This is a genomic window from Oceanobacillus aidingensis (assembly GCF_042654105.1).
GTDB classification, from domain to species: Bacteria; Bacillota; Bacilli; order Bacillales; family Amphibacillaceae; genus Oceanobacillus; species Oceanobacillus oncorhynchi.
The window spans coordinates 114,074-140,280 of record NZ_JBHSFT010000020.1 but is presented as its reverse complement, the minus strand read 5'-3'; the positions used below and the strand labels follow the sequence as shown (position 1 = coordinate 140,280).

Annotated in this window: 25 protein-coding genes and 1 pseudogene; 21 read left to right on the top strand and 5 right to left on the bottom strand. The window is 40.0% G+C overall.

Annotation, left to right across the window (positions count from 1 at the left end; genetic code table 11):
* The first annotated feature begins 214 nt into the window (after positions 1 to 214).
* The 6 genes from ACFO3P_RS13830 (at position 215) to ACFO3P_RS13805 (ending at position 6,641) form a co-directional block, all read left to right on the top strand.
* Complete coding sequence (locus ACFO3P_RS13830) at positions 215 to 2,236, top strand: TRAP transporter permease (protein ID WP_084612861.1); 2,022 nt, start codon at positions 215 to 217, stop codon at positions 2,234 to 2,236.
* 106 nt (positions 2,237 to 2,342) lie between these two features.
* Positions 2,343 to 3,785 (top strand): SLC13 family permease, encoded by a 1,443-nt coding sequence (locus ACFO3P_RS13825; RefSeq protein ID WP_042530467.1) that lies wholly within the window; start codon positions 2,343 to 2,345, stop codon positions 3,783 to 3,785.
* A gap of 522 nt (positions 3,786 to 4,307) precedes the next feature.
* Positions 4,308 to 5,099 carry a sirohydrochlorin chelatase gene (locus ACFO3P_RS13820; protein WP_289584340.1) on the top strand — a complete coding sequence of 264 codons (792 nt, stop codon included), beginning with the start codon at positions 4,308 to 4,310 and terminating at the stop codon, positions 5,097 to 5,099.
* Positions 5,017 to 5,505: a precorrin-2 dehydrogenase/sirohydrochlorin ferrochelatase family protein gene (locus tag ACFO3P_RS13815; RefSeq protein ID WP_084612863.1), complete on the top strand. Its 489-nt coding sequence runs from the start codon at positions 5,017 to 5,019 to the stop codon at positions 5,503 to 5,505. The genes ACFO3P_RS13820 and ACFO3P_RS13815 overlap by 83 nt, the downstream gene beginning before the upstream one ends.
* Positions 5,502 to 6,314, top strand: coding sequence for a formate/nitrite transporter family protein (locus ACFO3P_RS13810; protein WP_042530469.1), 813 nt, complete (start codon positions 5,502 to 5,504; stop codon positions 6,312 to 6,314). The genes ACFO3P_RS13815 and ACFO3P_RS13810 overlap by 4 nt, the downstream gene beginning before the upstream one ends.
* Before the next feature lie 231 nt (positions 6,315 to 6,545).
* Positions 6,546 to 6,641, top strand: coding sequence for a helix-turn-helix domain-containing protein (locus tag ACFO3P_RS13805; protein ID WP_212929572.1), 96 nt, complete (start codon positions 6,546 to 6,548; stop codon positions 6,639 to 6,641).
* Between the two features lie 20 nt (positions 6,642 to 6,661).
* On the opposite strand, the gene ACFO3P_RS13800 is transcribed toward ACFO3P_RS13805, so the two are convergent.
* Positions 6,662 to 8,232 (bottom strand): IS3 family transposase gene (locus ACFO3P_RS13800; protein ID WP_289584339.1). Its coding sequence is split into 2 segments (ribosomal slippage): positions 6,662 to 7,569 and positions 7,569 to 8,232, totalling 1,572 coding nucleotides; the frame shifts between segments, so codons are not numbered across the junction.
* Positions 8,233 to 8,283: 51 nt separating this feature from the next.
* Between ACFO3P_RS13800 and ACFO3P_RS13795 the strand changes: the two are divergent.
* The 9 genes and pseudogenes from ACFO3P_RS13795 to ACFO3P_RS13755 form a co-directional block, all read left to right on the top strand.
* A pseudogene (locus ACFO3P_RS13795) lies at positions 8,284 to 8,799 on the top strand (IS200/IS605 family element RNA-guided endonuclease TnpB); the annotation flags it as partial.
* 485 nt (positions 8,800 to 9,284) lie between these two features.
* Positions 9,285 to 10,217, top strand: a complete 933-nt coding sequence (gene rfbA, locus ACFO3P_RS13790) for a glucose-1-phosphate thymidylyltransferase RfbA (RefSeq protein WP_193063530.1) — start codon at positions 9,285 to 9,287, stop codon at positions 10,215 to 10,217.
* Positions 10,210 to 11,238, top strand: coding sequence for a dTDP-glucose 4,6-dehydratase (gene rfbB / locus ACFO3P_RS13785; protein WP_289584337.1), 1,029 nt, complete (start codon positions 10,210 to 10,212; stop codon positions 11,236 to 11,238). Before rfbA ends, rfbB begins: the two co-directional genes overlap by 8 nt.
* Positions 11,214 to 12,200, top strand: a complete 987-nt coding sequence (locus ACFO3P_RS13780; protein WP_289584336.1) for a glycosyltransferase family 2 protein — start codon at positions 11,214 to 11,216, stop codon at positions 12,198 to 12,200. Before rfbB ends, ACFO3P_RS13780 begins: the two co-directional genes overlap by 25 nt.
* Positions 12,197 to 12,877, top strand: coding sequence for a GNAT family N-acetyltransferase (locus tag ACFO3P_RS13775; RefSeq protein ID WP_289584335.1), 681 nt, complete (start codon positions 12,197 to 12,199; stop codon positions 12,875 to 12,877). The genes ACFO3P_RS13780 and ACFO3P_RS13775 overlap by 4 nt, the downstream gene beginning before the upstream one ends.
* A gap of 78 nt (positions 12,878 to 12,955) precedes the next feature.
* On the top strand, positions 12,956 to 13,312 hold the full coding sequence (locus ACFO3P_RS13770; protein WP_042530485.1) for an EamA family transporter: 357 nt from the start codon (positions 12,956 to 12,958) through the stop codon (positions 13,310 to 13,312).
* A gap of 4 nt (positions 13,313 to 13,316) precedes the next feature.
* Positions 13,317 to 14,447 (top strand): dTDP-4-amino-4,6-dideoxygalactose transaminase, encoded by a 1,131-nt coding sequence (rffA, locus tag ACFO3P_RS13765; protein WP_042530487.1) that lies wholly within the window; start codon positions 13,317 to 13,319, stop codon positions 14,445 to 14,447.
* Positions 14,410 to 16,101, top strand: a complete 1,692-nt coding sequence (locus tag ACFO3P_RS13760) for a DUF6044 family protein (RefSeq protein ID WP_289584334.1) — start codon at positions 14,410 to 14,412, stop codon at positions 16,099 to 16,101. The genes rffA and ACFO3P_RS13760 overlap by 38 nt, the downstream gene beginning before the upstream one ends.
* A 248-nt stretch (positions 16,102 to 16,349) precedes the next feature.
* Complete coding sequence (locus ACFO3P_RS13755) at positions 16,350 to 17,663, top strand: PcsB-like coiled-coil domain-containing protein (RefSeq protein WP_193063540.1); 1,314 nt, start codon at positions 16,350 to 16,352, stop codon at positions 17,661 to 17,663.
* Positions 17,664 to 17,844: 181 nt separating this feature from the next.
* On the opposite strand, the gene ACFO3P_RS13750 is transcribed toward ACFO3P_RS13755, so the two are convergent.
* On the bottom strand, positions 17,845 to 18,945 hold the full coding sequence (locus ACFO3P_RS13750; RefSeq protein WP_193063542.1) for a copper resistance D family protein: 1,101 nt from the start codon (positions 18,943 to 18,945) through the stop codon (positions 17,845 to 17,847).
* 3 nt (positions 18,946 to 18,948) lie between these two features.
* The gene (locus ACFO3P_RS13745) at positions 18,949 to 19,530 is read right to left on the bottom strand and encodes a copper resistance CopC family protein (protein WP_193063544.1); all 582 of its coding nucleotides are present in this window, start codon (positions 19,528 to 19,530) and stop codon (positions 18,949 to 18,951) included.
* A 334-nt stretch (positions 19,531 to 19,864) separates the two neighbouring features.
* Here ACFO3P_RS13745 and ACFO3P_RS13740 point away from each other — a divergent pair, with 334 nt between their 5' ends.
* The 4 genes from ACFO3P_RS13740 to ACFO3P_RS13725 all read left to right on the top strand — a co-directional run bounded on the left by ACFO3P_RS13740 (position 19,865) and on the right by ACFO3P_RS13725 (position 23,088).
* Complete coding sequence (locus ACFO3P_RS13740) at positions 19,865 to 20,920, top strand: M42 family metallopeptidase (protein ID WP_193063546.1); 1,056 nt, start codon at positions 19,865 to 19,867, stop codon at positions 20,918 to 20,920.
* Positions 20,921 to 21,158: 238 nt separating this feature from the next.
* Positions 21,159 to 21,536 carry a GntR family transcriptional regulator gene (locus ACFO3P_RS13735; protein WP_042530501.1) on the top strand — a complete coding sequence of 126 codons (378 nt, stop codon included), beginning with the start codon at positions 21,159 to 21,161 and terminating at the stop codon, positions 21,534 to 21,536.
* Complete coding sequence (locus ACFO3P_RS13730) at positions 21,526 to 22,383, top strand: ABC transporter ATP-binding protein (RefSeq protein ID WP_193063548.1); 858 nt, start codon at positions 21,526 to 21,528, stop codon at positions 22,381 to 22,383. The genes ACFO3P_RS13735 and ACFO3P_RS13730 overlap by 11 nt, the downstream gene beginning before the upstream one ends.
* Before the next feature lie 3 nt (positions 22,384 to 22,386).
* Positions 22,387 to 23,088, top strand: a complete 702-nt coding sequence (locus ACFO3P_RS13725; RefSeq protein ID WP_042530506.1) for a hypothetical protein — start codon at positions 22,387 to 22,389, stop codon at positions 23,086 to 23,088.
* Positions 23,089 to 23,625: 537 nt separating this feature from the next.
* Here ACFO3P_RS13725 and ACFO3P_RS13720 read toward each other — a convergent pair.
* Positions 23,626 to 23,784: a YfhE family protein gene (locus ACFO3P_RS13720; RefSeq protein WP_139089027.1), complete on the bottom strand. Its 159-nt coding sequence runs from the start codon at positions 23,782 to 23,784 to the stop codon at positions 23,626 to 23,628.
* A 214-nt stretch (positions 23,785 to 23,998) separates the two neighbouring features.
* Between ACFO3P_RS13720 and ACFO3P_RS13715 the strand changes: the two genes are divergently transcribed.
* Entirely contained in the window at positions 23,999 to 24,676 is a 678-nt protein-coding gene (locus ACFO3P_RS13715) for a YqeB family protein (protein WP_193063552.1), read from the top strand.
* A 6-nt stretch (positions 24,677 to 24,682) separates the two neighbouring features.
* A complete protein-coding gene (locus ACFO3P_RS13710; RefSeq protein ID WP_042530512.1) occupies positions 24,683 to 25,279 on the top strand; it encodes a TetR/AcrR family transcriptional regulator in 597 nt (198 codons plus the stop codon).
* A gap of 99 nt (positions 25,280 to 25,378) precedes the next feature.
* On the opposite strand, the gene trhA is transcribed toward ACFO3P_RS13710, so the two are convergent.
* Positions 25,379 to 26,023, bottom strand: coding sequence for a PAQR family membrane homeostasis protein TrhA (trhA, locus tag ACFO3P_RS13705; RefSeq protein WP_042530514.1), 645 nt, complete (start codon positions 26,021 to 26,023; stop codon positions 25,379 to 25,381).
* Between the last annotated feature and the right edge of the window lie 184 nt (positions 26,024 to 26,207).

The following is a 26,207-nucleotide window of genomic DNA, read 5'->3' as shown; positions in this document are numbered from 1 at the left end:
TAAAACAATGATGAATTGGATGAAAGCGTTTTATCGGAAGGGTTAATTCGCTTAAATAAAACAGCGGGAGAAGGGTACTTCATATACATGAAGGGATGGTTGGGCCTCCAAGTCCCACCTATATCCCTGCTCAATAGATAATATCCATTTGAATAAAAAGCTATCATAAAGTTTCAATATTATCATTTCGGCGTGTTAACAAGGAGGGCAATATATGTCAAAAGAGAAAAAACAAAAAAATTGGAATAAAGAAGGTGAAAAGCAGGTAGAAAAAAAAGAGGAAAACGAAAATAAAAAAATAGATACCACGCTTGGAGAAGATGAGATAGAAACTTCAGAGCAGATACGAAATCTATCTGGATTTGTACGCTACCTGTTTTTAGCTATTGCTGTTATTGGAGCACTCTATCATTTGTATATACTTAATTTTAATCCAATTGACCCTTGGGTATTCCGAAGTACGCATCTGGCTTTTGGCACAGTACTTGCCTTAATGCTTTACAAAGGCTGGAAGACAAAGTCAAATAAAGTGTCTATTATAGATTGGCTGCTTATTGCAGTTGCTATTTTCGTTGCTTTATATATTTATATCAATTTGAGTCAGCTTGTCTTTCGGTTTGGAGTAGCGCCTACTACGATGGACTTTATTGTTGCAGCTCTTGGTTTATTGTTAGTTTTAGAAATAACTCGTCGGGCGAGCGGCTGGATTTTACCTATATTGGCGTTTGTGTTTATTCTGTATTCTTTTGCAGGACCGTATTTGCCAGGGATTTTAAATCATAATGGTTATTCATTGGAGAGGTTCGCAACATATGTATATGGTTTAGATGGGGTATTTGGGGTAACGACAGATGTCTCCTCCAAATATATTATTCTTTTTATCATCTTTGGCGCATTCTTGCAAATGTCTGGTGTCGGCCAGTATTTTATTGATGTAGCCTTCAGGATAGCAGGCGGACTCAGAGGCGGGCCGGCAAAGGTTGCTGTGGTTTCTTCGGGCCTCATGGGGATGATAAACGGAACTTCAGCAGGTAATGTTGTTGCGACTGGATCTTTGACAATACCTCTGATGAGAAAGACTGGATACCGCCCCATGTTTGCCGCAGCAACAGAAGCAACTGCCTCCTCAGGGGGTCAGCTGCTGCCGCCGATTATGGGAGCTGGCGCATTTTTGATGGCGGAAATTACTGGAATGCCTTACTCAAGTATTATTATAGCGGCAACCATTCCAGCGATTTTATATTTTGTGTCCGTTTATTTTATGGTAGATTTCCAGGCTGTGAAAAGTGGAATGGTTGGTTTATCTCGGGACCGGCTGCCTAACTTAAAAAAATTAATGAAGAAATTCTATCTATTTACGCCAGTAGTTTTATTAATCTATCTGTTAGTAAATGGATTTTCTGTAATCTTTGCAGGTACTGTTGGAATCGTGGCTTGTTTTATTTTAAGTCTATTTAGTAAAGAAAATAGAATGGGTCTGATGAAGATCTTAGAAGCACTAGAATTAGGCATGAAAAATGCCATTCAACTGATTGCCATTGTAGCTACAGCCGGGATTATTGTGGGTGTCATCGCGTTAACGGGGGTTGGTCAGCGATTTAGTTCGATGCTGCTTACGATAGCAGATAATAATCTTCTTATCGCTTTAATTTTTGCCATGGCCATTTCTATTATTCTAGGCATGGGGATGCCGACAACAGCGGCTTATGCTGTCGCCGCTTCTGTAATTGCCCCGGGATTAGTGAATCTAGGAATAGAACCGATTATTGCACATATGTTTGTCTTCTATTATGCTGTTATTTCTGCCATTACACCGCCAGTTGCGCTGGCAGCATTTGCAGCGGCTGGTATATCAGGGACAGATCCTATGAAAACAAGTGTAGAAGCATTTAAAATTGGACTTGCTGCCTTTATTGTGCCGTTTATGTTTTTCTTCAGCCCAGAATTATTGCTGGAAAGCGGGACAACCGGCTCCATTATCCTGGCGGTTATTACAGCATTGATAGGAGTATATTTATTATCTGCTGCTGTTCAGGGATGGTTTTTTGGAAAAACGGCCAGCTGGTATAGCCGAATCATTCTTTTAGGTGCAGCAATTATGTTTATGCTTTCCGGGATTCAGACAGATGTGATTGGGATTATTCTTACAATTGCATTAATAGGTATTCAAAAGTTTATTAATAAGTCTGACCCTCGGCAAGCTGTGACACATGAAGATATCAGTGCCTCATCTTGACTAGTAAATTGGAAATCCGTACTGTTATGGTATGGATTTCCTGTTAAAATAGTTTTTAGCTCATTGAGATAGGAAAAATTAAAATGATAAAAAGAAGGCTGCTCTTATGTTATTCAGGAAAAAAACGAACCAACCAAGAGGTCGAATCCATGTAAATGGAAAAATTATAACGTTTTTGATATCTACGATTATTTTTATCGGCTTATTGATTTTTTTGCCGGCAGAGATTCCCTGGTCTGCAAAAGCTACAATCAGCATCATGGTGTATGGAATTTTGTTATGGGCTTTTGAGTCCCTTCCGCTTGGAATGACATCTGTTCTTACCATGGTATTATTACTATTTTTACACGCTGTCTCCATTGATGTTGTCTTAAGCGGCTTCGGGTCTCCGGCGGTATTTTTAATTGTGGCTGGCATGATGATTGCCAAAGGAGTAAACGAAACTTCTTTGATGGACAGGATTACTTACATATTGCTGGCTAAGTGGGGAGCTTCAGCTAAAGGGATTTTTATGGGCTTGTTTTTACTTATGCAAATCCAGGCTTTTTTTATACCTGCAACTGCAGTGCGCGCCTCGCTGATGGTTCCAGTTGTTCTGTCTATTTTGAAATCCGTAGGTGCGAAAAAGGGGAGCAACTTTAGCAAGCTGATGCTGGTAGGAACAGCTTATGCAGGGAATGTCAGCGGGACAGCCATTTTAACAGCAGCTATCGGGAATATTTTGACCATCGAAATTTTACAATTATATACAGGGCGCACCCTATCGTATTTAGACTGGCTGTTATATGCTTTTCCAATATGGACTTTATTAATTATCGTTATTCCGTATATTGTTTGGAAATGCTACCCGCCTGAAAATTTTTCTTTTGAAACCTTATCGAACGAAATGAAACAGAAAAAGAAAGAATTAGGGAGGATAAACGGTGCAGAACTGAAATGTATGATTATCCTGTTGGTAACAGTTATTCTCTGGATGACAGAGCCGCTCCATGGCTATCACCCCACCGTCCCGGCTTTAATGGCGGTCGTTTTAATGGCAATGCCTAAAATAGGTTTTGTAGAATGGCGGAAGCTGGTCGGTGTCAATTTTGATTTAGTTCTATTAATTGGAGCAACGCTCTCTTTAGGTTTCGCCTTAATTGAATCCGGAGCCATTGAAATCCTGGAGGTGCTGATTACCTCGGAACAAATCGTAAATATATTTGCGAATCCATGGCTCGCGATACTTATCGTTATTTTAATATCGCAGCTTTACCATTTAGGGGTTACGAATGTATCAACAGCGGTAGTTACATTACTTCCTGTGCTTATCAGTCTGTCGTTTCAGGCAAATCTTGATCCGGTAGTGATTGCTTTTACTTCTGCACTAACCATTTTATTCGGATATGTGTTAATTGTAGAAACGATGCCCAACGTTGTCGTTCACGGAACCGGAATGATAAATCAACAGGACTTTTACCTGCCTGGTTTATTATCCACGCTTGCCAGCACGCTCATAACGCTTCTTGTTGCTTTTACGTGGTGGAAATGGCTGGGGTTTTGGCCTTAAATGTTCCTGTATGAGAATGTATTTATTATCCGCAAATAGATGATTTGCATTGTATTTCGACAGGGAAGAAATGCTTCTTTCCTGCCGAATATATGAAACACGATGTTAAACATATCTGTGTCCCGGAAATCAGAATGAAGCATCTTGCTTGTTTGGCAGCTGGCATTTTCCGCTGATTCACCCAACATTACTAAACCAGACACAAACTGTTCAAAAAATCAACGCAATTCAAAAATAGAATGTGCTACACTAACAGTGAGGGAGTTATTCTCTGGAAAGAAAAACTGGAAGGTATCTTTTTTTAACTACATTTGTGAATTTATTCACAAATAATTTTACAGATTTAATAATGTATAAAGAATGTAAGGAATAAGCGAAATGATCTTGGCGGGACGTGTAATCGCTGCTAAAAAGCAGGTTGATAAATGTGAGAATATTAGAATACATGATGTAACAAAGATTCTATAAAACTGGAGAAGCGGATACAGCCAAAAATAAATCGAATAAATGGGAGGGATACACATGTTTGATGCAGTGGTTTATATTGGTCATGGAAGCCGTTGTGAAGAAGGAGAAGCTCAGTTTAAGAGATTTATTGAATCTGTGAAGGAGGAGGTTGCTTCTCCAAACCAGGAAATAGCTTTTTTGGAATTAATCGCTCCGACCATTGCAGAGACAATGAAAAAGTTAATTGCTGATGGGGCAAAGCGGTTTTTGATTGTGCCTGTTCTTCTTTTTTCAGCAATTCAACACCAATTGGATATTCCGGAGGAGCTGCGTGCGGTTCAAAGGAAATATCCCTTTATTTCGTTTGAAATCTCGGAGCCGTTTGGAACGCATCCATATATGGTTGATCTTGTGGTGAAACGTATCGGAGCTGAAAAAAATGAAAAGGATACAGCAATTATGCTTGTTGGCGGCGGGAGCAGTCATCTCAGGCCTATTCAAGAGCTGCAGCAGATTGGAAAGAGCGTTGAGCAGAAATTGGATATTCCGGTGTATACAGCATTCCTGCAGCTGGGGAAACCCAGCCTGGAAGAAACATTGGAATTTCTTCCTTATCGATATAAAAAAGTTTATGTGATGCCATATTTGTTATTTACTGGTCTGCAGCTTGAAAAAATAGAACAGATTGTTTTCTCTTCAAAGGATACTTTTGTTATTTGCCCAAAATTAGAATTTGATGAGCTGATGAAAAAAACGTTAATCAAGCGAATGGAGGAAGCGTGTGATGGAGAAGATGTATCCGGTGATGATGAACCTCGACAGAAAAAGGGTGGCAATTATCGGGGGCGGGGAGACAGCTCTGCGTAAGGCAAAAGAACTGGCAGGAACAGGAGCCAAAATCACCGTAATCAGTCCGGGGATACGGGAGGAGCTATTTAAAATGCATGATGTGGTCTGGAAGCAGAAAAAATTTGAAGCACAAGACATAAAAAATGCACATCTCATTTTTGCGGCAACGGATAATCAAGCAGTCAACGCGTATGTTTGCCGATGTGCGGCAGATAACCAGTGGGTCCATGATACAAGTCAAAATGAGCTATCTAATTTTATTGCTTTAGCAGGACTCAGTCAGGAAAAATTGACAGTGGCACTTTCAACATCTGACGCCGGCCTGGTACTTACCAAAGAGTTGAAAGAGAAGCTGGAAAAACAGGATAGAAGTAGGACTGAGAATGCGATAGAATGGGATGCAAAGAGGAGGAACAAAAAATGATGGAGACCATAACCACTTTCAGTAACACAGCTGTTTCCAAGGTAAAACAATTGAATCATAGTAAAAGCAAATATCTCATCATGACGATGCTGGCAGGATTTTTTGTCGGTCTAGGAATTATTTTAATTTTTACTATCGGCGGGATGCTTGCTCCGACAGAGTTTGCCGGAACATCGATTGTCATGGGTGTTTCCTTTGGGATTGCTTTGAGTCTGGTCATTATGGCCGGATCTGACTTGTTTACGGGAAATAATATGATAATGACAATTGGCTTTTTAACAAAGAAAACAAGGGTTTTAGATGTGCTGCGGATATGGGTATTCAGTTATTTTGGCAACTTTGCCGGGTCTATTGTTGTAGCTGGATTATTCTTTTATTCGGGATTGGCTACGGGAGGAACGGCAGATTTCATTATTTCCTCTGCAAGCGCCAAGATGAGCGGACCATTTATGGAGCTGTTTGTTCGCGGGATTCTCTGTAATATTCTGGTCTGTCTGGCCGTCTGGTGCTCTGTTAAATTAAAGGATGAAACAGCAAAGCTCATCATGATTTTCTGGTGTTTATTCGCTTTTATCACATCTGGCTTTGAGCATAGTGTGGCAAATATGACTGTGCTGTCAACTGCTTTAATGATCCCGCATCCGGAAACAATTACTTTTGCAGGTCTTGCTGCTAACTTGATTCCGGTATCCCTTGGAAATCTTGTCGGCGGGGCAGTTTTCATTGGTGCAGCTTATTGGTATGGAATAACAGAGAAAAAATCAACTTTGCAGTCAGCTGCGGATAAGAAATACAAGAGGGAAGCATAGATAGATGTTGAATAAAAGGTATGTTGCTCTTTAAGAGATGAGCGTCATGCCTTTTATTTATCAAAAAAAGGAGGGAAAACTCCCTCTTCAAGCGCGTAGAGGTAAGGGGGAGGTGAATTTCCTATGCACAAAAGCTTGCTTTAGAGTGTCTCAATTGTTCAACATCGAATCGAACAAACGTTCCAAAAATATCCTTCTTCTGATATAATAGACAGGAGGAGGTAAGAAGCCATGAAAGTAAAAAAAGCATTTCGTTTTCGTATCTATCCGAACAAAAAACAAATCACCTTCATCCATAAGACAATTGAACTGCGCCCTGTCAAGTAGACAGTGAAAAAACAAAAAATCTATGCGACAGCCTGGTGCCGGAATTCTAACGGTGCTAGGCTGTTTAATTTTGCTTGATATCGTTCTTCATTATAAAACGTTATATATTCGTCAATATCTTCCTTTAGCTCCTCAAACGACTTATACTGCTTTAGGTTGTAACATTCACATTTAAAGTGACCGAAAAAGCTCTCAATCGGAGCATTGTCAATACAGTTACCGACACGAGACATACTGCGCGTCATGCCAGCTTCTGTAGTAATATAACGATACTCCTTTGATGTATACTGCGAACCTCGATCACTATGAATCAATGGAGTTGTGTCAGGATTTGCTTGTATAGCCGCTTTGATGGTATCCATAACTAGAGGGTTGTCATTATAGCGTCCAACCTGGTAAGCAATGATTGAGCCGTCATAAAGGTCCTTAATGGCACTTAAATAAGCTTTACTACCAAAACCATAATGCATGTGCGTAATATCCGTTACCCACTTCTCATTCGGCTTCTCTGCGGTAAATTCTCGGTTTAAAATATTTTCTTCAATATTTTCGTGACTTGTCTTCGTTGAATAACCATTCGACCGGCGAATATGCGATTTTAGGCCCATTTGATCCATTAAGCGTCGAATTCTTTTCTCGTTATACTGCTTCTTATATTTGCGGTTGATCACCATGGTTATTCGACGATAACCAAAGTTACCGTGATACTTTTTAAATTCTTCTTTCACTACTTTCATGAGCCATTCATTTTCTTTTTCGGATTCTGTTGGGTCATAGTTCAACCATTTATAGTATCCGGAGCGTGATACAACTAAGATTTCACAGAGTAATAGAATCGGAGTGTCTGTCTCCTGTTGGTAATCATGAATTGCTTGGAATTTAGCTAAATGTGTTCCTAGTCGCGCGGTCCCATCCCCCTTTCGATTTCCTTCAACTTTTTTAATAAGCCATTCTCCGCCTCTAAATACTGATTACGGTGTTCCAGCTCTTTAATACGAAGCTGTAATTCTTCCTCTTCTGTAAGTGTAGGCTTTGACTCCAGGGACTTTCCACGACGATCCTGAAGGCCTTGTTCCCCATCTTTTTCATACTTGCGTACCCAGCTATATACTTGTTGATAAGAAACGTTATACTTTTCAGCTGCCTTATGATAGTCGCGGTCGTTGGCAATCGTATATTGTACAATTTCGATACGCTCTTGAAAGTTGGTTTTACGCCCTTTAGTCACGGTTCCTCTTCCTTTACTAGTAGATTTTATCTCTTTCCCACTAGTATACTGATTTATCCATTGACGTAAAACCGAATGAGATGAAATATTGAACTTTTCACAAGTCGTTCTCAAACTGCCTTCTCCATTTAAATAAAATTCAACAGCTTCCCTTTTCAGCTCGCTGGAATATCCCTTCCATGTCCTCAAATCCTTTAAACCATCGCCCCCATTTTCTTTGTACTTGCGAACCCATACGTTAATCGTCGTTCGGTCGACAGCGTATTCTTTAGCAATCCTGCTTACAGACACGCTCCCCTCCATCACACGTAATACTGCCTCTATCCTTTCATTTAAAGTATGTTTACTTCTCCTTTTAGACATAGAAAATGCCCCCAATACAGTAGTAGAGAATTTTTATTATTTCTCTGTCCACTGTATTGGGAGCATATCACAATCGGCTGCTCCCGCTTTGTCTACAACTATTTTACAGGAAAACAAAAAGAAAAAGACCACTATTGGCATACGGTGAATGAAATGGTACAAAACGGACAGCTTCTTCAAAATAATTGGAAGAGCGAATTTTTCAATAAAAATAAGGCAATCAAAGCGGTTCCAGAATTGAAGAAAACCTATCCCTTCCTCAAAGAAGTCGATAGTATTGCCCTTCAAAAAGCTGTTGAAAACGTGAATGATTCCTATACACGTTATTACAAGAAACAGAACAAGGCTCCTCGTTTTAAATCAAAGAAGAACCTTATTCAATCGTATACAACCAAACATGTCAATGGAAATATTGCTGTATTGGATAAACATATCAAACTGCCCAAACTCGGGCTTGTCCGTTTTGCCAAAAGTCGGGAAGTGGAAGGGCGTATTATCAATGTAACAGTTAGGCGCAACGCATCAGGAAAATACTTTGTTTCGATTGTGGCGGAAACGGAAGTCCGTTTAAAGTGCCAATCCTCAGCTTGCTTCTTTGATAATTTCTCCATTTTCATCAAAACATCGATTGGACTGACATAACCTTTCTCCGTAAGTAACTCAGAGGCATATTTGTATATGTTTTTCTCTAATTGCTGTCTGTTCATTTAAAATCTTCCTTACTTAATCTATTTCTATTTTAGCTATTACTCTAACAGATTTCTGTTTGTAATAGTGCGTTTTAAATTATTCGCATACACATTTTTAGCAAACATAGAGATGGTTTATTATATTAAAAACAGGCACCTGCGATAAAATAAATCCGCATCATTTCCTGTTTCTATACAATTGTGGCAATTTCATGGTAAATCTGCAACAGCTTTTCTATTCACGAAATAAATTTGAAACAAGAATGTAAGTTTACAAAACGGTCTTTAAAGGAATAATGTAGATAATAACAAGACCTATGTTTTAAAAACAATAAAAATATATTTTGATGGAGGGTGTGTATCATGAAAGGAATTATTCTGGCTGGAGGAAGTGGAACACGTCTGTCTCCGAGTACAGATAGTATGAATAAGCACCTGCTGCCTGTTTATGACAAGCCGATGATTTATTATCCGCTATCTGTCTTGATGCTGGGTGGTATTAAAGAAGTGATGATTATTAGTACACCAGAAGATATTGCTCGTTTCGAGACATTACTGGGAGACGGATCGGCATTAGGTATTCAAATTGTCTATAAAGAACAGGCTGAACCAAAAGGAATTCCTGAAGCCTTTATTCTTGCTGAAGAATTCATCGGAAAGGATAATGTTACGCTGATTCTTGCGGATAATATTTTCTATGGCCAAGGGTTTACCACCTTATTGCGGAATGCGATAAAGAACCATCAGCATGCGACTGTATTTGGATATCGGGTTAAAGACCCCGAGCGCTTTGGTGTGGTTGAATTTGATCATCATCAAAAAGCAATTTCGATTGAGGAAAAACCAGATGATCCAAAATCAGACTTTGCCGTAACAGGGCTGTATATATATGATTCCAGAGCAGTGAAGATTGCTAAAAAGCTCAAACCTTCAGAACGAGGGGAATTAGAAATTACCGACTTAAATAAAGAATATTTAAAATGGAATCAGCTTCATGTAGAGCTGTTAGGCAGAGGCTTTGCGTGGATGGATACAGGCACCCAGGAGTCGTTGTTTGATGCAGCGGAATTTATCAAAACGACCCAGCAGCGCCAAGGATTTAAAATTGCCTGCCTGGAAGAGATTGCTTTCTATCTGGGATATATATCAAGAGATGTATTATATGAAAAAGGAAAGTCGATGGAAAAAACCGATTATGGGCAATATTTAATAGAAATTGCCAATCGCAAGCATAGCCAGCAATACTGGGATACCATCGACCATCATCCGATGTTAGGACTGGTTGAAAATGAGTAGGGCTATCTTAATTACTGGCGGAGCTGGCTTTATCGGCTCCAACTTCATCCACTATTACCAGCAGAAATATCCTGATCAGCAATTGATTAATGTAGATAAGCTAACCTATGCCGGCTCTTTAGCTAATTTAACTGAAGTCGAGAATAACGGGAATTATCAATTTATTCATGGCGATATTGCAGATATGAAAACCGTAGCAGCGATTTTCAAAGAGTATGATATTGAAGGGGTTATTCATTTTGCTGCAGAATCCCATGTAGACCGTTCGATTCATGATGCGAGCCCGTTCATCGATACAAATGTCGTTGGTACGTTGAATCTTTTGCAGGCGGCGAGAGCAGATTGGGAGGAAAAAGGAGAGCTTGGTGAGCGCAGATTTCATCACATATCCACGGATGAAATTTATGGCTCATTAGGTGAATCTGGAAAATTTACAGAGGACACGCCATATGACCCAAGAAATCCATACAGCGCATCGAAAGCTGGAGCGAACTTTTTAGTAAAAAGCTTTGGTCATACGTATGGGATGAATGTGATTATTTCCTCCTGCTCGAATAATTATGGACCAAGACAGCATGATGAGAAGCTTCTGCCTACGATTATCCGGCAGGCTTTGGCAAATGAGCCGATACCGATTTACGGGGATGGGAAGAATATCCGTGACTGGCTGTTTGTTGAGGACCACTGCCGAGCAATCGATATGGTTTATCATCAGGGTAAAACGATGGAAACCTATAATGTCGGCGGAAATAATGAACAGGAAAATATCACCATCACCAATGCCGTTTGTTATTTATTAGACGAGCAAAGACCAGATTTACTGCAAAAGTATCGTTTAGCGCATTTTTCTGATTTGATTACCTTTGTGACGGATCGAAAAGGACATGATAAGAGATACGCCATCGATGCAAGTAAAATTCAAAGGGAACTAGGCTGGCAGCCGCAAGTTGATTTAGAGGATGGACTGAGAAAAACCGTGGAATGGTATGTAGCAAAATGGAAAACAAACGTACCGATTTGATTTCAGTTGTTGTCCCGGTCTATGGCTGTGAACGCTGCCTTGTCGAGCTCGCAGAACGCATTATTCAAACTATCCAGTCCATTCCGGCAGATTATGAAATCATTATGGTAAATGATGCGAGCCCGGACCATGCCTGGGAAACAATGCTTAAGCTTCATCAGAAAGATAAAAAAATAAAAGGAATTAATTTGTCCCGTAATTTTGGACAGCATCATGCCATCACGGCAGGTCTTGACTTTACCTCAGGAGACTGGGTGGTTGTGATGGATTGTGATTTGCAGGACCGCCCGGAAGAAATTGCTTCGCTGTACGAACGGGCCCAGGACGGCTATGATGTTGTCTTTGCACAGCGCATGCAAAGGCAGGATAAGAATGTAAAAAAACTCACATCAAAAGCCTTCTATAAAGTCTATGATTATTTTACCGGGAAGAAGACAGATGCAACAATCGCCAATTTCAGTATATCCCGAAAAAAAGTAGTGGAGAGCTTTCGTAAACTGCGCGAGCAAAATCGTTATTTTCCTTTCTTTATTCAATGGATGGGATATCAGCAGACAAAAATAGAAGTACAGCATGATGCCAGAAAAGAAGGAAAGTCCTCCTATCAATTGAAAAAATTATTCGCTTTAGCAACAGATGCGATTGTCTCCCAATCGAATAAACCGCTCCGGCTTTCGATTGGTGTAGGCTTTCTGATGGCATTCGCTTCGTTTATCTATGCGCTGTATTTATTTTCCCGCTATTTCTTTTTGGATGAGCCTGTTCAAGGCTGGACCAGTGTGATGGTGTCCATCTTTTTTATTGGCGGTTTACTATTCTTCCAGCTTGGAATTATTGGTCTCTACCTTGGGAAAATTTTCAACGAAGCGAAGAACCGTCCTATTTATTTAATTAAGGACATAAAAGGGGAAATCCAAAAAAATGAAACGTTAGAAGTGAAACAGGGAGGAAGAGGAAAATGAGTGAATATTTAAAGCCGACGCCTTGGGACAGCCGGAATTTCCCGCTTGATACCTTTCAATTAACCGAATATAGTGAAGCTGCGCTGCAGGCTGCAGCAGATGTCGAGGGGCATTTTACCGTTAAAGTAGATCCGCTGGCTGATAAGGCATTGCTTCACAAATATGGTTTTTATTATGCAGATACATTAATGGAGCCCTATTGTTACCGCAATAAATTTTTAGAAGAAGAAGCTGGAGATGTTACCTTCCATGAAAATTATGATGCAGCTGACATTTTAACGATTGCCGAAGAAGCATTTCAAGGCGGTAGGTATCACCGTGATTTTCATGTTCCGAATGAAATGGCCGATCTCCGCTACCGAAATTGGGTAAAGGACTTGATTGATCAGGAGCTGATTCTTGCTTATAAGCAGGATGGCCGTGTGAAAGGATTCTTTGCTTATCAGGAAGAAAATGTATTGCTTTTAGCAATGCATAAGGACATTCGCGGACAGGGATTTGCTAAACCTTTTACAGCTGCATGCGTCAAAGAGCAATTTGAGCGTACTGGCAGGGAGCAACTGGTTACATCGATTTCACCCAGCAATCCGGCGTCATTAAATGTTTTCATCGGCTTAGGATTCCGGTTGCGGGCTGGGAAGGATATTTATCATAAGGTGAACGGTTCCTTCTATTAAACAGATACTATTAAACACATATCCATTTATTTTGTATCGCGGTAGAAGTATACAAAGGAATGTCAGGGGGAGAGAGGTTTGGGTTATTTTTATATTGCTGGAACCGTTTTGTTTACCGTTTATGGACAATTAATTATTAAGTGGACAATGGATCGGCAAGGGGAATTGCCGGATGGGCTCTTTGATAAATTTCTATTTTTATTTCAGCTTGTCTGGAACCCCTGGATACTCTCCGGTTTTATTGCTGCTTTCTTAGCGGCATTAAGCTGGATGGCTGCGATGACTAAATTTGATATCAGCTATGCCTATCCATTTATGAGTCTTTCTTTTATTCTTGTTTTTATATTCTCGGTTTTTTTATTTGGAGAACCAATCAGTACACAGAAAATCATCGGCTTTGCTTTTGTAGTAGCAGGTATTCTGATAATGAGGTGATACCATGATACCATTCAATGTACCATGTTATATAGGAAAAGAAAATACAGCAATCAAAGATGCCATCGCAGGAAAGAAATTATCAGGAAACGGCCCTTACGGGAAAAAGTGTGTGCAATGGATGGAAGAAAATATGGGCGTGAAAAAAGTCATGCTTACTCCATCCTGCACAGCGGCACTGGAAATGACTGCGCTGCTCACAGAGGTTGGAGAAGGAGATGAAGTCATTATGCCTTCATACACCTTTGTTTCGACAGCAAATGCATTTGCCCTCCGAGGCGCGAACATTGTCTTTGCAGATGTCGAACCAAGGACAATGAATGTCGACCCGGAACAAATTGCAGCGGCAATTACCGAAAAGACAAAAGTCATCGTGGTCGTTCATTACGCCGGCGTATCCTGTGATATGGACCGGATTATGGAGCTTGCAGAGAAACATAACCTATGGGTGGTCGAAGATGCTGCACAAGGATTAATGAGCTTTTATAAAGGAAAAGCATTGGGAACGATTGGCCACATGGGAACGATCAGCTTTCATGAAACCAAAAATTATGTTTGCGGGGAGGGAGGGGCATTATATATTAATGATCCTTCTCTCGTTGAGCGTGCGGAGATGATTCAAGAGAAAGGGACGGACCGTTCACAGTTTATCCGTGGAGAAGTGGATAAATATTCTTGGAGAGACATTGGTTCCTCGTATCTGCTCAGCGAGCTGAATGCAGCTTATCTGTCTGTACAGCTGGAGCATGCGAAGGAAATAAATGATAATCGTCTCGGAACCTGGCAAATGTATAAAGAAGGATTGGCTGATCTTGCAGATGCAGGAAAGATAGAGCTTCCTTATATTCCAGAAGGTAGAGCCTTCAATGGACACATATTCTTTATTAAAACAAGAAATATAGAAGTGCGGAGTCAATTGATCCGTTATTTAAAGCAGCTTGGTATTATGACAGCAACGCACTATGTCCCGCTGCATTCATCTGTCGCAGGAAAAGCATGCGGCGTCTTCTCTGGAGAAGACAGATATACAACGATAGAAAGTGAACGTTTGATACGATTACCACTTTACTATGGAATAAGTAAAGGGGATGTAGCATATGTCATTCAAAGCATTCAGCAATTTTATGCACAATAAATGGATATGGGTGGGCTGCCTTGTTTTGCTTGCCTACTTATCTCCTTATGTGATTTATGGAGAAGATGTACATATTAGAGTCCATGACAACATGGACTCTAATATTGTCTGGTATAAAGTACTTGCAGAGAGCGGGTCTATTTTCACGTTAACAGACGTGCCGCTGCCGTATGCGATTGACGGATTGCCGAGAAGTGCATTGCCGTCTGCTTTTGATGCGGCGCTTTGGCTCTATGTACTGTTTGAACCAATCACAGCCTATACCATCAGCCAGACTATTATGCGCTTTGCAGCGTTTTTTGGCATGTATTTATTATTAACGCGTTTTATTGTGAAAAAAGAGACAGCACCTTGGATAACGGTAGGCGTTTCGCTTGCTTTTGCGATGCTTCCTTACTGGCCTTCGGGAGTTCTTTCCATTGCAGGGATGCCGCTTGCTTTATATGTCTTTTTAATGATTCGCAAATACCGGACAGAGGCGCCGAAGCATACATGGATACTGCTATGCCTGATTCCGTTTTTTGCTAATTTTGTCCTCAGCTTTGTTTTCTTTTTAGCAGTTATTGGCTTGCTGTGGCTGATTGACTGGATTCGCAATAAAAAATGGAATGGTGCTTTTTTTGCTGCCATTGCCATCATGGCAGGTATCTTTGTGATGAAGGATTATTTATTGATTACCTCCATGTTTTTCGATGACAGCTTTACTTCTCACCGGGAGGAGCTGGAGTTAAGCGGAAATACCTTTGAACGAAGCTATGAATTAGCATGGGAGAATTTTTTATATGGGCACACCCATGACGAGGCCGTACAGGCTTATATTATTATTCCGGTTATTTTAATAGCTATCTTGCTTGCCTTATTTAAAAACAGGCAGCCAAAATGGCTCTTCACCCTGTTTTTGATTAATTTAGCCCTCTCCTTCTGGTACGCTTTCTGGTATTGGGAAGGCTGGCAGCCATTAAAAGAGAGCATTTCTGTTTTGAATACATTTAATTTTGCACGGATTCATTTTATGGATCCGCCAATCTGGTATATTGCCTTTGCACTAGCCTTACTTATTTTGTGGCAGCTGAAAAAAGTCGGGAAGGTTCTTGTTGCCGTCCTGATTATCTGGCAGAGTATACTGCTTTTCGGGCAGTCAGAAGAGTTTAAGTACCGGGAAGTAAACACACCGACCTTTAAAGAGTTTTATTCAGAGGACCTGTTTACATCGATTCAAGATTATATTGGAGAAGATCCGAGTGATTACCGCGTGGTCAGCATCGGATTACATCCGACCATCGCTCAATTTAATGGCTTCTACACGTTGGATACGTATAACAATAGCTTCCCGCTGGATTATAAGCATCTTTTTCGCGAAGTAATTGCCGGAGAGTTGGATAAGAGTCCGACATTAGAACACTATTTTGATACATGGGGCGGAAGGCTGTACATGTATGTAGCCGAGCATGGAAAGGATTATATGTATACTAGAAACAAAAATGAACCGATTCAGGACTTGGCTATTGATACAGACGCACTGAAGGATCTGGGAGGAGATTACATCCTGTCTGCTGTCCCGATTGAAAATGCGGAAGATATCGGATTATCGTTGGAGGAAACATTTGAAGACCAGGATTCACCATGGGAAATTCATTTATATTCTGTATTGTAATTAGAATGTAATATTACACCCATAAGCATTCGTATGACAGGCTTTAAGGTGAAAATCAGCTTCCGGCGATACAAAACTGTAATATTTCTATAACCTTTCTGCAATCTGTAGATGTTACACTTCATTAGGAATTTATATAGTGTTAAATTTATCCTATGATTCACAAAGCTGCATAATAGCAAAAGGATCAATGTCCTTTTACAGAGAGAGAGCTATGTAGTAGTGATGCAGGAACAGGGGGAGTAGAATTGAAGAAATCATTTTTGCTAGCGATAGTAATGATAGTTGGTTTCATGAGTTCAAGTATTATACCAGTTCAAGCAGAAACTGCTGATGATCTTGAAGAAATTCGCGATCAGCGTTCAGATGTTAAAACAGAGTTATCTGATTCTGAACAACAGATTGCTTCCGTATTAGAAGAACTGGAGCAGTTAAAGAGTGAGATCGCAAGTACTGAAAATGAATTAGAAGCAAAGCAGCAGGAGATTGATGAAACAGATCAACAGATTGATGCTTTATTAGACGATATTGTTGTTTTAGAAGATGAAATGCAAGAGCTTGAACAAAAGATAGAGGAACGTTTTGAACTATTACAAGAGCGGATGGTATCTGTTCAGCAATCCGGCGGAGACATCAATTATCTGGAAGTTCTCTTCGGCGCACAGAGCTTTGAAGATTTTATTTCACGCGCAAATGCAGTGAATAAAATAGCAGATTCCGATGCGAAGTTAATTGAACAGCAGGAAACAGATATTGCTTCTTTAGAAGACAAGCAAAAAGAAGAAACTGAAAAAATGAATGCTTTGAATGACTTAAAAGAAGAGCAAAGCGCTGCAAAAGATAACGTAGAAGTTGCACTTGCTGACAGCAATGCACAAAAGGATGAACTGGAAACGAAGCAGGCAGACCTAGAAGCGCTTGTAGATGAACTGGAAATCACAGATTCCCAATTAGCCTCTTTAGAAGCGGATACGCAAGCAGAAATTGCTGCGGCGGAAGAAAAAGCAAAAGAAGAGGAAGCGGCTAAGCTCGCAGCCGCAGAAGAAAAAGCAGCTAAAGAAGCGGAAGCAGCAGAGGAAGAAGAAACTAAAGTCCATCAAGAAAAAGAGACAAGTGTAGCATCAAAAACAATCACAAATGACCCGGAAGAAGAAGAGGCTCCTGCAGAAAAAGAAGAGCCTGAAAAGAAAGAAGAATCGAAGGAAGAGACTTCTAAGCCGAAAGAAGATTCTGCAGAAAAAGAAGAGAGTTCAAGTAAGGAAGAAAGCTCAGGTAAAACATTTACCGTTTCATCAACAGCTTATACAGCTGATTGCAGCGGATGTACCGGCATTACAACAACTGGATTTAATTTAAAGAACAATCCAGGTGCAAAAGTAATCGCTGTTGACCCTAGCGTTATTCCGCTTGGCAGTGTGGTAGAGGTGGAAGGCTATGGTGTAGCTGTAGCACGTGATACCGGCGGAGCAATCAATGGAAATAAAATTGATGTATTCGTATCGGATCAATCTCAAGCACTCAGCTGGGGAAGAAAAGATGTAAAAGTTACGATACTGAGATAATGTAAATATAACGCATGTGTTCTGAATACTATTTGGAACACATGCGTTTTTGTTAGGGATATATCAGCAGTCAGAGTACTTTTAATAAGAACCTGCATCTAGGTAAATTTTTATCATCAAAAAAAGTCGCAAAATGCACTTCTATCCATTTTGAGACTTTTTTCAGTTTAATAAAAGACAATCAGTTGATTACAATGCTTTGAATAAAAGCAAAGTATCCCATGACGACAAAGAGCAGCGAGGTCAGCCAAGAAAGCGCCGGGTGTTTTTTAGCTTTAAAAATATAGATACTGCCGGCAATACAAGCAAGTGCTAAGGCAATAAAGAAGAAAACAGAGCCGTCTAAAGCTAAGCTAATTGCTGCGCCATCCATGGTTCCATCATAAAACATATTTAAAATAGGAGCGTAACCGCTATGTTCGATAAGGCTTTCCATGTAAAGCGGCGGTGATTGCTCATTCATGATGCCTGTCAGCAGCAGGATAAATAAAATAATAAAGAACTCTACACGTATCCAAGGTCTTGCCTGAAGGCTTGCATCGGCCTGTAAACGCCGTTTCATCCAAATCCCGTTAAAGATAGCGTATATGACTAATGGAATGATAAATAATTGTTTTAAGAATAAACTTTGGCCGTAAGAAACGAGCAGGGCTTCATCATACTGTCTGAAATCCACGGTGAATTGGGCTAATAAAATACCGCTTAAGACAACAATGACAAAACAGATAAGTGCAAAGGGATGGTAGCTGGTGACAAAACGCTGCCAATCCATAGACTTTGGTACAAACCACGAGGCCATCAACAGCGTTCCAATCCACGCGCTGACTGCCAGCATGTGTACGCCATGTGTGAAGACGCCAAGAAATCCCTCGAAAGAACCTGCGTGGCTTGCCCAGCCGACTCCAAATGCCGCAAAGCCTGTGAACACCATTCCGACCCAAGCTGCCTGTTTACTGTCTGTATTTTTGATATAAGCAATATAAACACTGAAAAGAATACAAATAATAAATAAGAATAGCCATGCATTTCCAATTCGAAAGGATAATAGAACATCTTCAAACGCGGAGCCTAAGGTAGAACGGCCTGCGATATGAGTTATTAACTGGATAAGAGGGACAAATGCAAATAAAGCAATCCCCCAGACTGCAGCAAGCTGCAGATTGGAAGATATGTTAACCCTGATATGAGAAGTGGCAGGAAGCAGTCGAATCAGAAAGCTTCCCGCTAAAAATGCAAGGCAAAGATATAAGAACGTTTCTGTAAAAATGGTTACATAAAACATACATTATTTCTTCCTTTTTAGTAGTACAATGGCGATGACAGCGACAATAGCAATAACCAGCACAGCAATTAGCAAGGTATTGGAATTCGTATCATCTGCAGCTTCTTCCTGCACATTATTTTCTGCGGCTGCTTCATTTTCATCAGCCTGCTCTTCGGGTGTATCCGCTGTATTCTCTTCATCTTCCGCAGTATTGGTGTCTTCCTCTTCCTCAACGGCAGATTCCTCTATGTCCACTTCGAATGAAATAGAGTCTTCCATTGGATGACCATCTACACCGATAATATCCCAGCTGAGGGTATATGTTCCATTTTCTAAAGGCTCCGTGACATCAGCAGAAAACTCATCTTCATTGACAGTCAGATTATCAAGCGCGATTTCTGTGCCGTCCTCAGCATGAAGCTCCATCACAGCACTATCTTCAATCACTGTTTCAAAATATAGCGTAATATCGTCTAACGTATCTGTTACCGTTGAGCCTTCCTCTGGATCAGACGTATCAAGATGTGTATGTGCAAAGACAGGACTTGCACTAAATGCGAAAAGTAAGACAACAAAAGCGAACGCCCCTGTAAGTTTTTTCATCGTTTTTCCTCCTTCTATTTATTGAATTCAGTATAATTTCTCCAGATTTAAGCTTATAGCAGAATAAAGTGTAAGACAAGTATAGTCAAATCAAAAAAGTAACATTTCCTTGAACTATGAACAATTCATGACAATGCAATTTCCAGGCAAACATAAAAGGAAGGCTTTTCTATTTTGGTATAAATGTAATTTTGTGCGCACCTGAAGACTTGTGCGTAAGGCCGCTAAGAAAGTGAAATGAGCTGTTGAGATGCGCTTTATCGAACGCTGCGTTTTCTGATAAACTGTAATAGACAAGTTCATCTTCATTTCAAAACCTGGAGGAGGTAATATAATGAGTAGTTTTCCCAATGTAGAGGAAACAAAAACACTAATTAAAGATTTAGTGAAAATAGCAAGTCCAAGCGGCTATACTAAAGATGCCATTCAATTTATTGAAAACCGATTAGCGAAAAGTAACGTACAAACCAAACGCAACAATAAAGGCGGTCTGATTGCAACGCTGCCAGGGAAGGATACTTCAAAACATCGCTTCTTGACAGCGCATGTAGACACACTAGGAGCCATTGTTAAAGAAATCAAAGCAGACGGCCGCCTGAAAATACAAGTCATCGGCGGCTTCCCGCTAAATTTTGTGGAAGGGGAATATTGTACCATCCATACCGTGAGCGGAGAAAAATATACGGGAACGATTTTAATGCATCAAACCGCTGTCCATGTGTATCGAAAAGCAGGCGAACTGAAAAGAGATACGGAAAATATGGAAGTGCGTATTGACGAAGTGGTGAAGAATGAAGAAGACACCCGTAAATTGGGAATAGAAGTAGGCGATTTTATTTCCTTTGACCCGCGAGTAGAATTAACAGAATCCGGCTTTATTAAATCGCGTCATTTGGATGATAAAGCAAGTGCAGCAATCTTAATTAACGTGATTGAAAAGCTGGCAGCAGATCTGACAGAGCTGCCTTACACAACACATTTTCTCTTTTCCAATAATGAAGAAATCGGCTATGGCGGCAATTCGAATATCCCGCCGGAAACGGTAGAATACCTAGCGGTTGATATGGGGGCTATCGGAGACGGACAGAGAACCGATGAATATACAGTATCGATTTGTGTGAAGGATGCTTCCGGGCCGTACCATTACGGTCTGCGCAATCATCTTACAGAAATTGCTAAGGCGAACGGCATCGAATATCAATTAGATATTTATCCGTACTATCAATCCGATGCATCAGCAGCTATCCGAGCTGGATATGATGTCGTTCATGGCTTAATTGGACCGGGAATTGATGCATCGCATGCGTTCGAACGCACACACGAATTATCTCTTAAACATACGGAGAATTTGGTTTATCATTATGTGCAGTCGGAAATGGCAGAGGAATAATGGAATGAAGAATAAGACCGGGTACCTTACCTGGTCTTATTTTTTTGCGTGAAAAATAGACCTCTCTAACAAAACTGTACAATTCAAAATGAAAAATAAAAGTGTGTAAATCACCCTTTGTACACAAGGTTTCACTACGAATATAAGCAGATTATTTTTAAATAAACAAGTTGACTTTATACTGATTATGTTATAGGGTTAGTTACATAAGTAATTAACCAATTAAGGAATGAGGCTAATGAAAAAAGAATTAGATGAAAACAAACCGATTTTCCTGCAGATAAAAGAGCAAATTGAAGATTCCATTATCGATGGCTCATTGAATGGCGGAGAAAGGGCGCCTTCCACCAACGAATTTGCGAAATTTTATCAGATTAATCCGGCTACAGCAGGCAAGGGAATCAATGAGCTTGTCCTGGAAGGTATTTTAATCAAGAAACGGGGCGTTGGCATGTTTGTGACAGAGGAAGCGAAAAGCATTGTGATTGAAAAAAGAAAGCAGACATTTTATGAGAATTACCTGCTTCCAATGAAAAGGGAAGCGGAGAAGCTGGAAATGGATAGACAGGAACTAATTAATATGCTTAATCGAGAGGATGAGGCACATGGAAATTAAAGTGAATCAATTAAGTAAAACCTATGGTGACAATCATGCTTTGGATCAGGTTTCCTTTACTTTGGAAGGAAATAAAATCTATGGTCTGCTTGGCAGAAATGGAGCAGGAAAGACGACTTTCATGGATATTTTAAGTGGTCAAATGTTAGCATCTTCGGGAGATATCACCATTGATGGAGAGAACCCATTTGAAAATCAGCGGCTCACAGAATCCATCTGTCTGATCAAAGAAGCGAATAATTTCAGTCCAGAGTTAAAGATAAAGCAAGTATTGAAGATTTTTGCTTATTTTTACCCGAACTGGGACCAGGAAATGGCGGAAGAATTATTAGAGACGTTTAATTTGAAGCAATCTGCAAAAGTAAAGACGTTATCAAAAGGAATGGAGTCTGCGTTAGGAATTACAACCGGTCTGGCAAGCAGAGCACCTATCACTGTATTTGATGAGCCCTATATCGGTATGGATGCTCCTTCCCGTAAAATGTTTTATGACATCCTATTGGATGATTATCAGGAAAACCCCCGGACAATCATTTTTTCTACGCATTTGATTGATGAAGTCAGTTTAATGTTTGAAGAGGTTATTATTCTTAAAAAGGGTGCTGTCGTGCTCCAGGAAAGATCGGAAGAATTGCGGGCAAAGACAGTCGCTGTTTCTGGACCAAAGGATAAAGTGGATGCTTATTTAGTGGATAAGGATATTATCCAGCGTACGGATTTAGCAGGCAGCTCCATGGCATATGCTTTCGGCAGCAGGAAAGAAGCAGAAGAAGCCGGTCTAGAAGTGGAAGGTGTTCCGGTGCAGGAGCTGATGATTCATTTAACAGAGAAGAAGAAAGGGGCTTAATCCATGAACAATCAAATAAAAGGCATGTTTTATTATTATACGGTTGATGTGGTTCGAACCGCTAAAATATTTTTTTCCATATTAACAGGTATCATCATTGCATCAGCTATTATTTGTTATTTATTATTGGGAGTCGATGAATTTAAAATGTATTTCGCCATCCCGTTTGCAACATACTTTAACGTTGGTATTGTCGGGTTTCAATTAGTGAAAGGCAATGTTCCGTTTGGATTAAAAATGGGAGCTACCCGTAAAAACATGTATGTCATGCAGCTGTATTTTATGTTTGCATACTCCTTGGCGATAGCTTTTATTGGAAGCACGCTGCAGCAGGTAACAGAATGGTTATTCCAGGCAGTTGGTGTGACAAACTATATTTATGTTCATCCGGCTATGTTTTTGACAGATAACTGGATTATGCGGATTGTCGTGGATGCCCTTGTCATGTTCCTAATTATGGCTGTATTGTATTACATTGCATTACTATTTTACCGGACGGGATTAGTCGGTGGAGGAACTGTGCTGGGAGTCCTGATGGTTGTTACCCTATATGGTGCTTTTGAAGGCTGGCTGGTTGATGCCGTTGTCAATCTGTTCTCTGATGTGACTATAATGACCTTTGTAAGCATGTTTTTCATCGGTATTGTTTTTTACTTGATAGGTTTTCCGTTTATGCGGAAAATCACTATTGTTAATAGACGTTAAGAAGCAGGAAGCTGTCTTTTGTTCAACGCAAAAGGCAGCTTTTTGGCAATTGTAAGAATGAATCGATAGGAAGAATGAAGAAAAGATCAATCTGATCGTGAATATTGTTTTTTTCAAAGAATAAGAAAGTATATAAAAAAAGCTGAATATAGCCGCTGCGGAAAAATACTACGCTTTCCATAGGCCCCGAGCTCATCTCCTTTAAAGAAGACTTGCTGATTGGCAAGCCGGCAGGAACAGACACAAGCATAGTCGCACTTATGCCCCGCAGGAAGCGGTTTTCTTCCGAGGAGACTGAAGCGTTGCCCGCGGAAAGCGACTTCCCGCAGCGGACATCGCTTTGGCGAGGACACCTGTGATTTAAAGACCAAGCGGTATTCTGGTTTTTCTTTATCATTCTCGCGAAAATATAGTGGTGCATGAAGGGGATGCAAGAATTCAGAGTTTAAGATAAAAATCAAGGAGCTGCAGCACAATCAGTTACTGATTGTGCTGCAGCTCCTTTTAAAAATTTTATATTGTCAATAAGGTAACTAGTTATTGTTTTAATTTAGGGTTCTCGGATTTTGCCTCATTAACACGAGGTTTCCGATAGCCGCCAGCAATATCTGCCTGCTTAAATTCTTTAGAGTAATGGACCTCTTGAGCGTCAGCAATGTCTCTCTTTTTTGCTGGCTGATATTGTGTATTTCTCATGAATAATCATCCTTCCTGTTAATGTTTGTTCTATCATGTGTTTTCCCGGTTTAAGTGAATTAAAACATATCCATTTATGGCTGAAATCAATTTAACCTTTTATTCTATTTTAAAATACGGATTGCTTCCTCTTAACTAGTGAAATTTAATTATTTATGTTAGAATTTGATTAACCAATCAAAAAATAAACTATATCCAGAGGAGAATATAAAATATGCAAAATGAAACCGTACTTGGTTTATCAAAAATGGATAAAGCGATTATTATTATAGGAGGTCCGCTTCTTGGAGCAATTATTGGCTGGTTTATTCAAATTATTTCGAGCTGGCTGATTAAAATTCCATTTGTCCCGTTTGGTCCGTTTTTTGAATGGATTGTATCCTGGAATAGCTCCTGGGTATCGATTATCGGAGTAATTGTTGGTTTGATTGCAGGAATTCTCTTTGCGGTGTATGCCTTCAGTGAATCATTAAAAATGACGATTGCAGATCAAGAAGTTACAATGAAAAGGTATGATCAAGAAGTTACCTTGCAAAAAAATGATATTTCAGCAATTTATATGGATAGAAAGGATATTGTCGTTTTAGGCCAAAAAGGAGAGGAGCTGTATCGGTCGCAAACAGATGTAAAGCAGCCGAAAATAAAAGCAGCTTTTTTGGAACACTATTTTCCCTGGAAGTCTCAGGATCCTTATCAAGCGGATTACCAGCGCTGGATTCCGGAGCATCCTGATTTTCCTGCTTCTGTGAACAGTTTGCTTGCTGCGAGAGAAAAGGTGCTGAGGGAAGATAATGTAAAAGAAGCAGCGGTGCTGCGGAAGGATTTAGCGGCTAAGGGAGCTGTGATTCGTGATGAGGACAAGCGGCAGTATGTCCGAATGATAAGAGGGTGATATGAAGTGACGAAGGAGAAAACATTTATCTCTGAAGCGCGGAGAGAACAAATTTTAAAAGCGACGATTGATGTGTTGAATGATATTGGCTATGTCAAATTAAGTCTTGCTAAAATAGCAAAACAAGCGAAAATCAGCACGGGATTGATTTCCTATCATTTTGCCGATAAAGAAGAGCTGATCCAGCATACCTTAAATTACTTAATTGGTGCCCAGCTCGAATTTATTGAAGAACGGATGAAGGCAGAGACAGATATCTTTGAGCAGCTGCTGGCTTATATAACAGCAACGCTCACGTACCAAAATGAATATGTTGAAAATAATGTAGCACTGATTGAAATCATCTTTAATGCCCGGACGGAGGATAATATTCCTTACTATAAATTGAATGAAGAGGAAGAAGATCCGCTTTACCTGCGATTAGAAACCATTTTGTCAGAAGGACAGGAGAAACGTATCTTTTCAGCTGACTTTGACCCCAAAGCAACGGCTATACTGATAAATGGCGCTGCGAGTGAGAGTATGCTGCTGCAAAGTGAAAGCTTTGATATAAAGAATTATCAGCAGGAATTAATTAAAATGGTTACGAAAATAGTAAAGTAGAAGTTGTATTATAAAGTAAGAGTGCTTGAATAAATATATTCGAATAAACTCGAAAAAAACCTCGAATTCTCCAAGAATGAATTCGAGGTTTTAGCCTATTTAAATGACGTACAGATAAATACACAAGAAGTGTGAAATACTGCCAAGCAGGATGAAAATATGAAATATCTCATGGAAGCCGAAATAGCGGGAACGCAGAAACTCCGGCTTTAACCAGTAAATAAATGCCCCAATCGTATAAAATATTCCTCCCACAATTAAGCAGGTTATTCCGCCAGTCCCGATAATTGGAGCAAGCGGGCCTGTATAAAATATGGCAATCCATCCCATTAAAACATAGAGAAGGGTAGACAGCCATCTCGGGGAATGGAACCATATTAATTTAAATAGAACGCCAAGGACTGCCAATCCCGTAACTACCCAGAATAGTACCCAGCCAACCGTTCCCTCGAGAGCAATCAGACATAGTGGAATATACGTGCCGGCAATCAGTACATAAATCATGGAATGATCCATTCTTCTCAAAAAAGCAATTGTTTTTGGACCGGCAATCACAGAATGATAAACCGTTGAAGCAGTATATAATAGAATTAAACTAATACCAAAAGCTGCGACAGCACCGACGTCTAATGGCGTTCCGACCCGTGCTGCTTTGACAACAAGTAATATCAGTCCGACGATAGATAAAACAATCCCAATAAAATGAGTAAAAGCATTCATTGGTTCCCGAATAAATTTATTCAAAAAAACATCTCCAATCCGTTATGTAGTTTCAAATACTATGTAATAACTATATACCTGTTTCATCAAGTAGTCAATGTTTGAAATTTAACGAATTACGTCTATAATGAAAAGTAGATAGCTGAACGATAAATAATTAAATTTCTTGCTTTGCTTACTATCTTTATATTATGAGAGAGAGGTCATT

Bases quoted from the DNA above. Each gene is read 5' to 3' on its own strand.
- ACFO3P_RS13805 (WP_212929572.1), top strand. From the start codon at position 6,546: ATGAAAGTAAAAAAAGCATTTCGTTTTCGTATCTATCCGAACAAAAAA.
- ACFO3P_RS13810 (WP_042530469.1), top strand. From the start codon at position 5,502: ATGATGGAGACCATAACCACTTTCAGTAACACAGCTGTTTCCAAGGTA.
- ACFO3P_RS13720 (WP_139089027.1), bottom strand. From the start codon at position 23,784: ATGAGAAATACACAATATCAGCCAGCAAAAAAGAGAGACATTGCTGAC.
- ACFO3P_RS13745 (WP_193063544.1), bottom strand. From the start codon at position 19,530: ATGAAAAAACTTACAGGGGCGTTCGCTTTTGTTGTCTTACTTTTCGCA.
- ACFO3P_RS13730 (WP_193063548.1), top strand. From the start codon at position 21,526: ATGGAAATTAAAGTGAATCAATTAAGTAAAACCTATGGTGACAATCAT.
- ACFO3P_RS13735 (WP_042530501.1), top strand. From the start codon at position 21,159: ATGAAAAAAGAATTAGATGAAAACAAACCGATTTTCCTGCAGATAAAA.
- rfbB (WP_289584337.1), top strand. From the start codon at position 10,210: ATGAGTAGGGCTATCTTAATTACTGGCGGAGCTGGCTTTATCGGCTCC.
- rffA (WP_042530487.1), top strand. From the start codon at position 13,317: ATGATACCATTCAATGTACCATGTTATATAGGAAAAGAAAATACAGCA.
- ACFO3P_RS13740 (WP_193063546.1), top strand. From the start codon at position 19,865: ATGAGTAGTTTTCCCAATGTAGAGGAAACAAAAACACTAATTAAAGAT.
- ACFO3P_RS13825 (WP_042530467.1), top strand. From the start codon at position 2,343: ATGTTATTCAGGAAAAAAACGAACCAACCAAGAGGTCGAATCCATGTA.
- ACFO3P_RS13830 (WP_084612861.1), top strand. From the start codon at position 215: ATGTCAAAAGAGAAAAAACAAAAAAATTGGAATAAAGAAGGTGAAAAG.
- ACFO3P_RS13760 (WP_289584334.1), top strand. From the start codon at position 14,410: ATGTCATTCAAAGCATTCAGCAATTTTATGCACAATAAATGGATATGG.
- ACFO3P_RS13780 (WP_289584336.1), top strand. From the start codon at position 11,214: ATGGAAAACAAACGTACCGATTTGATTTCAGTTGTTGTCCCGGTCTAT.
- ACFO3P_RS13725 (WP_042530506.1), top strand. From the start codon at position 22,387: ATGAACAATCAAATAAAAGGCATGTTTTATTATTATACGGTTGATGTG.
- ACFO3P_RS13775 (WP_289584335.1), top strand. From the start codon at position 12,197: ATGAGTGAATATTTAAAGCCGACGCCTTGGGACAGCCGGAATTTCCCG.
- rfbA (WP_193063530.1), top strand. From the start codon at position 9,285: ATGAAAGGAATTATTCTGGCTGGAGGAAGTGGAACACGTCTGTCTCCG.
- ACFO3P_RS13815 (WP_084612863.1), top strand. From the start codon at position 5,017: ATGGAGAAGATGTATCCGGTGATGATGAACCTCGACAGAAAAAGGGTG.
- ACFO3P_RS13820 (WP_289584340.1), top strand. From the start codon at position 4,308: ATGTTTGATGCAGTGGTTTATATTGGTCATGGAAGCCGTTGTGAAGAA.
- ACFO3P_RS13715 (WP_193063552.1), top strand. From the start codon at position 23,999: ATGCAAAATGAAACCGTACTTGGTTTATCAAAAATGGATAAAGCGATT.
- ACFO3P_RS13750 (WP_193063542.1), bottom strand. From the start codon at position 18,945: ATGTTTTATGTAACCATTTTTACAGAAACGTTCTTATATCTTTGCCTT.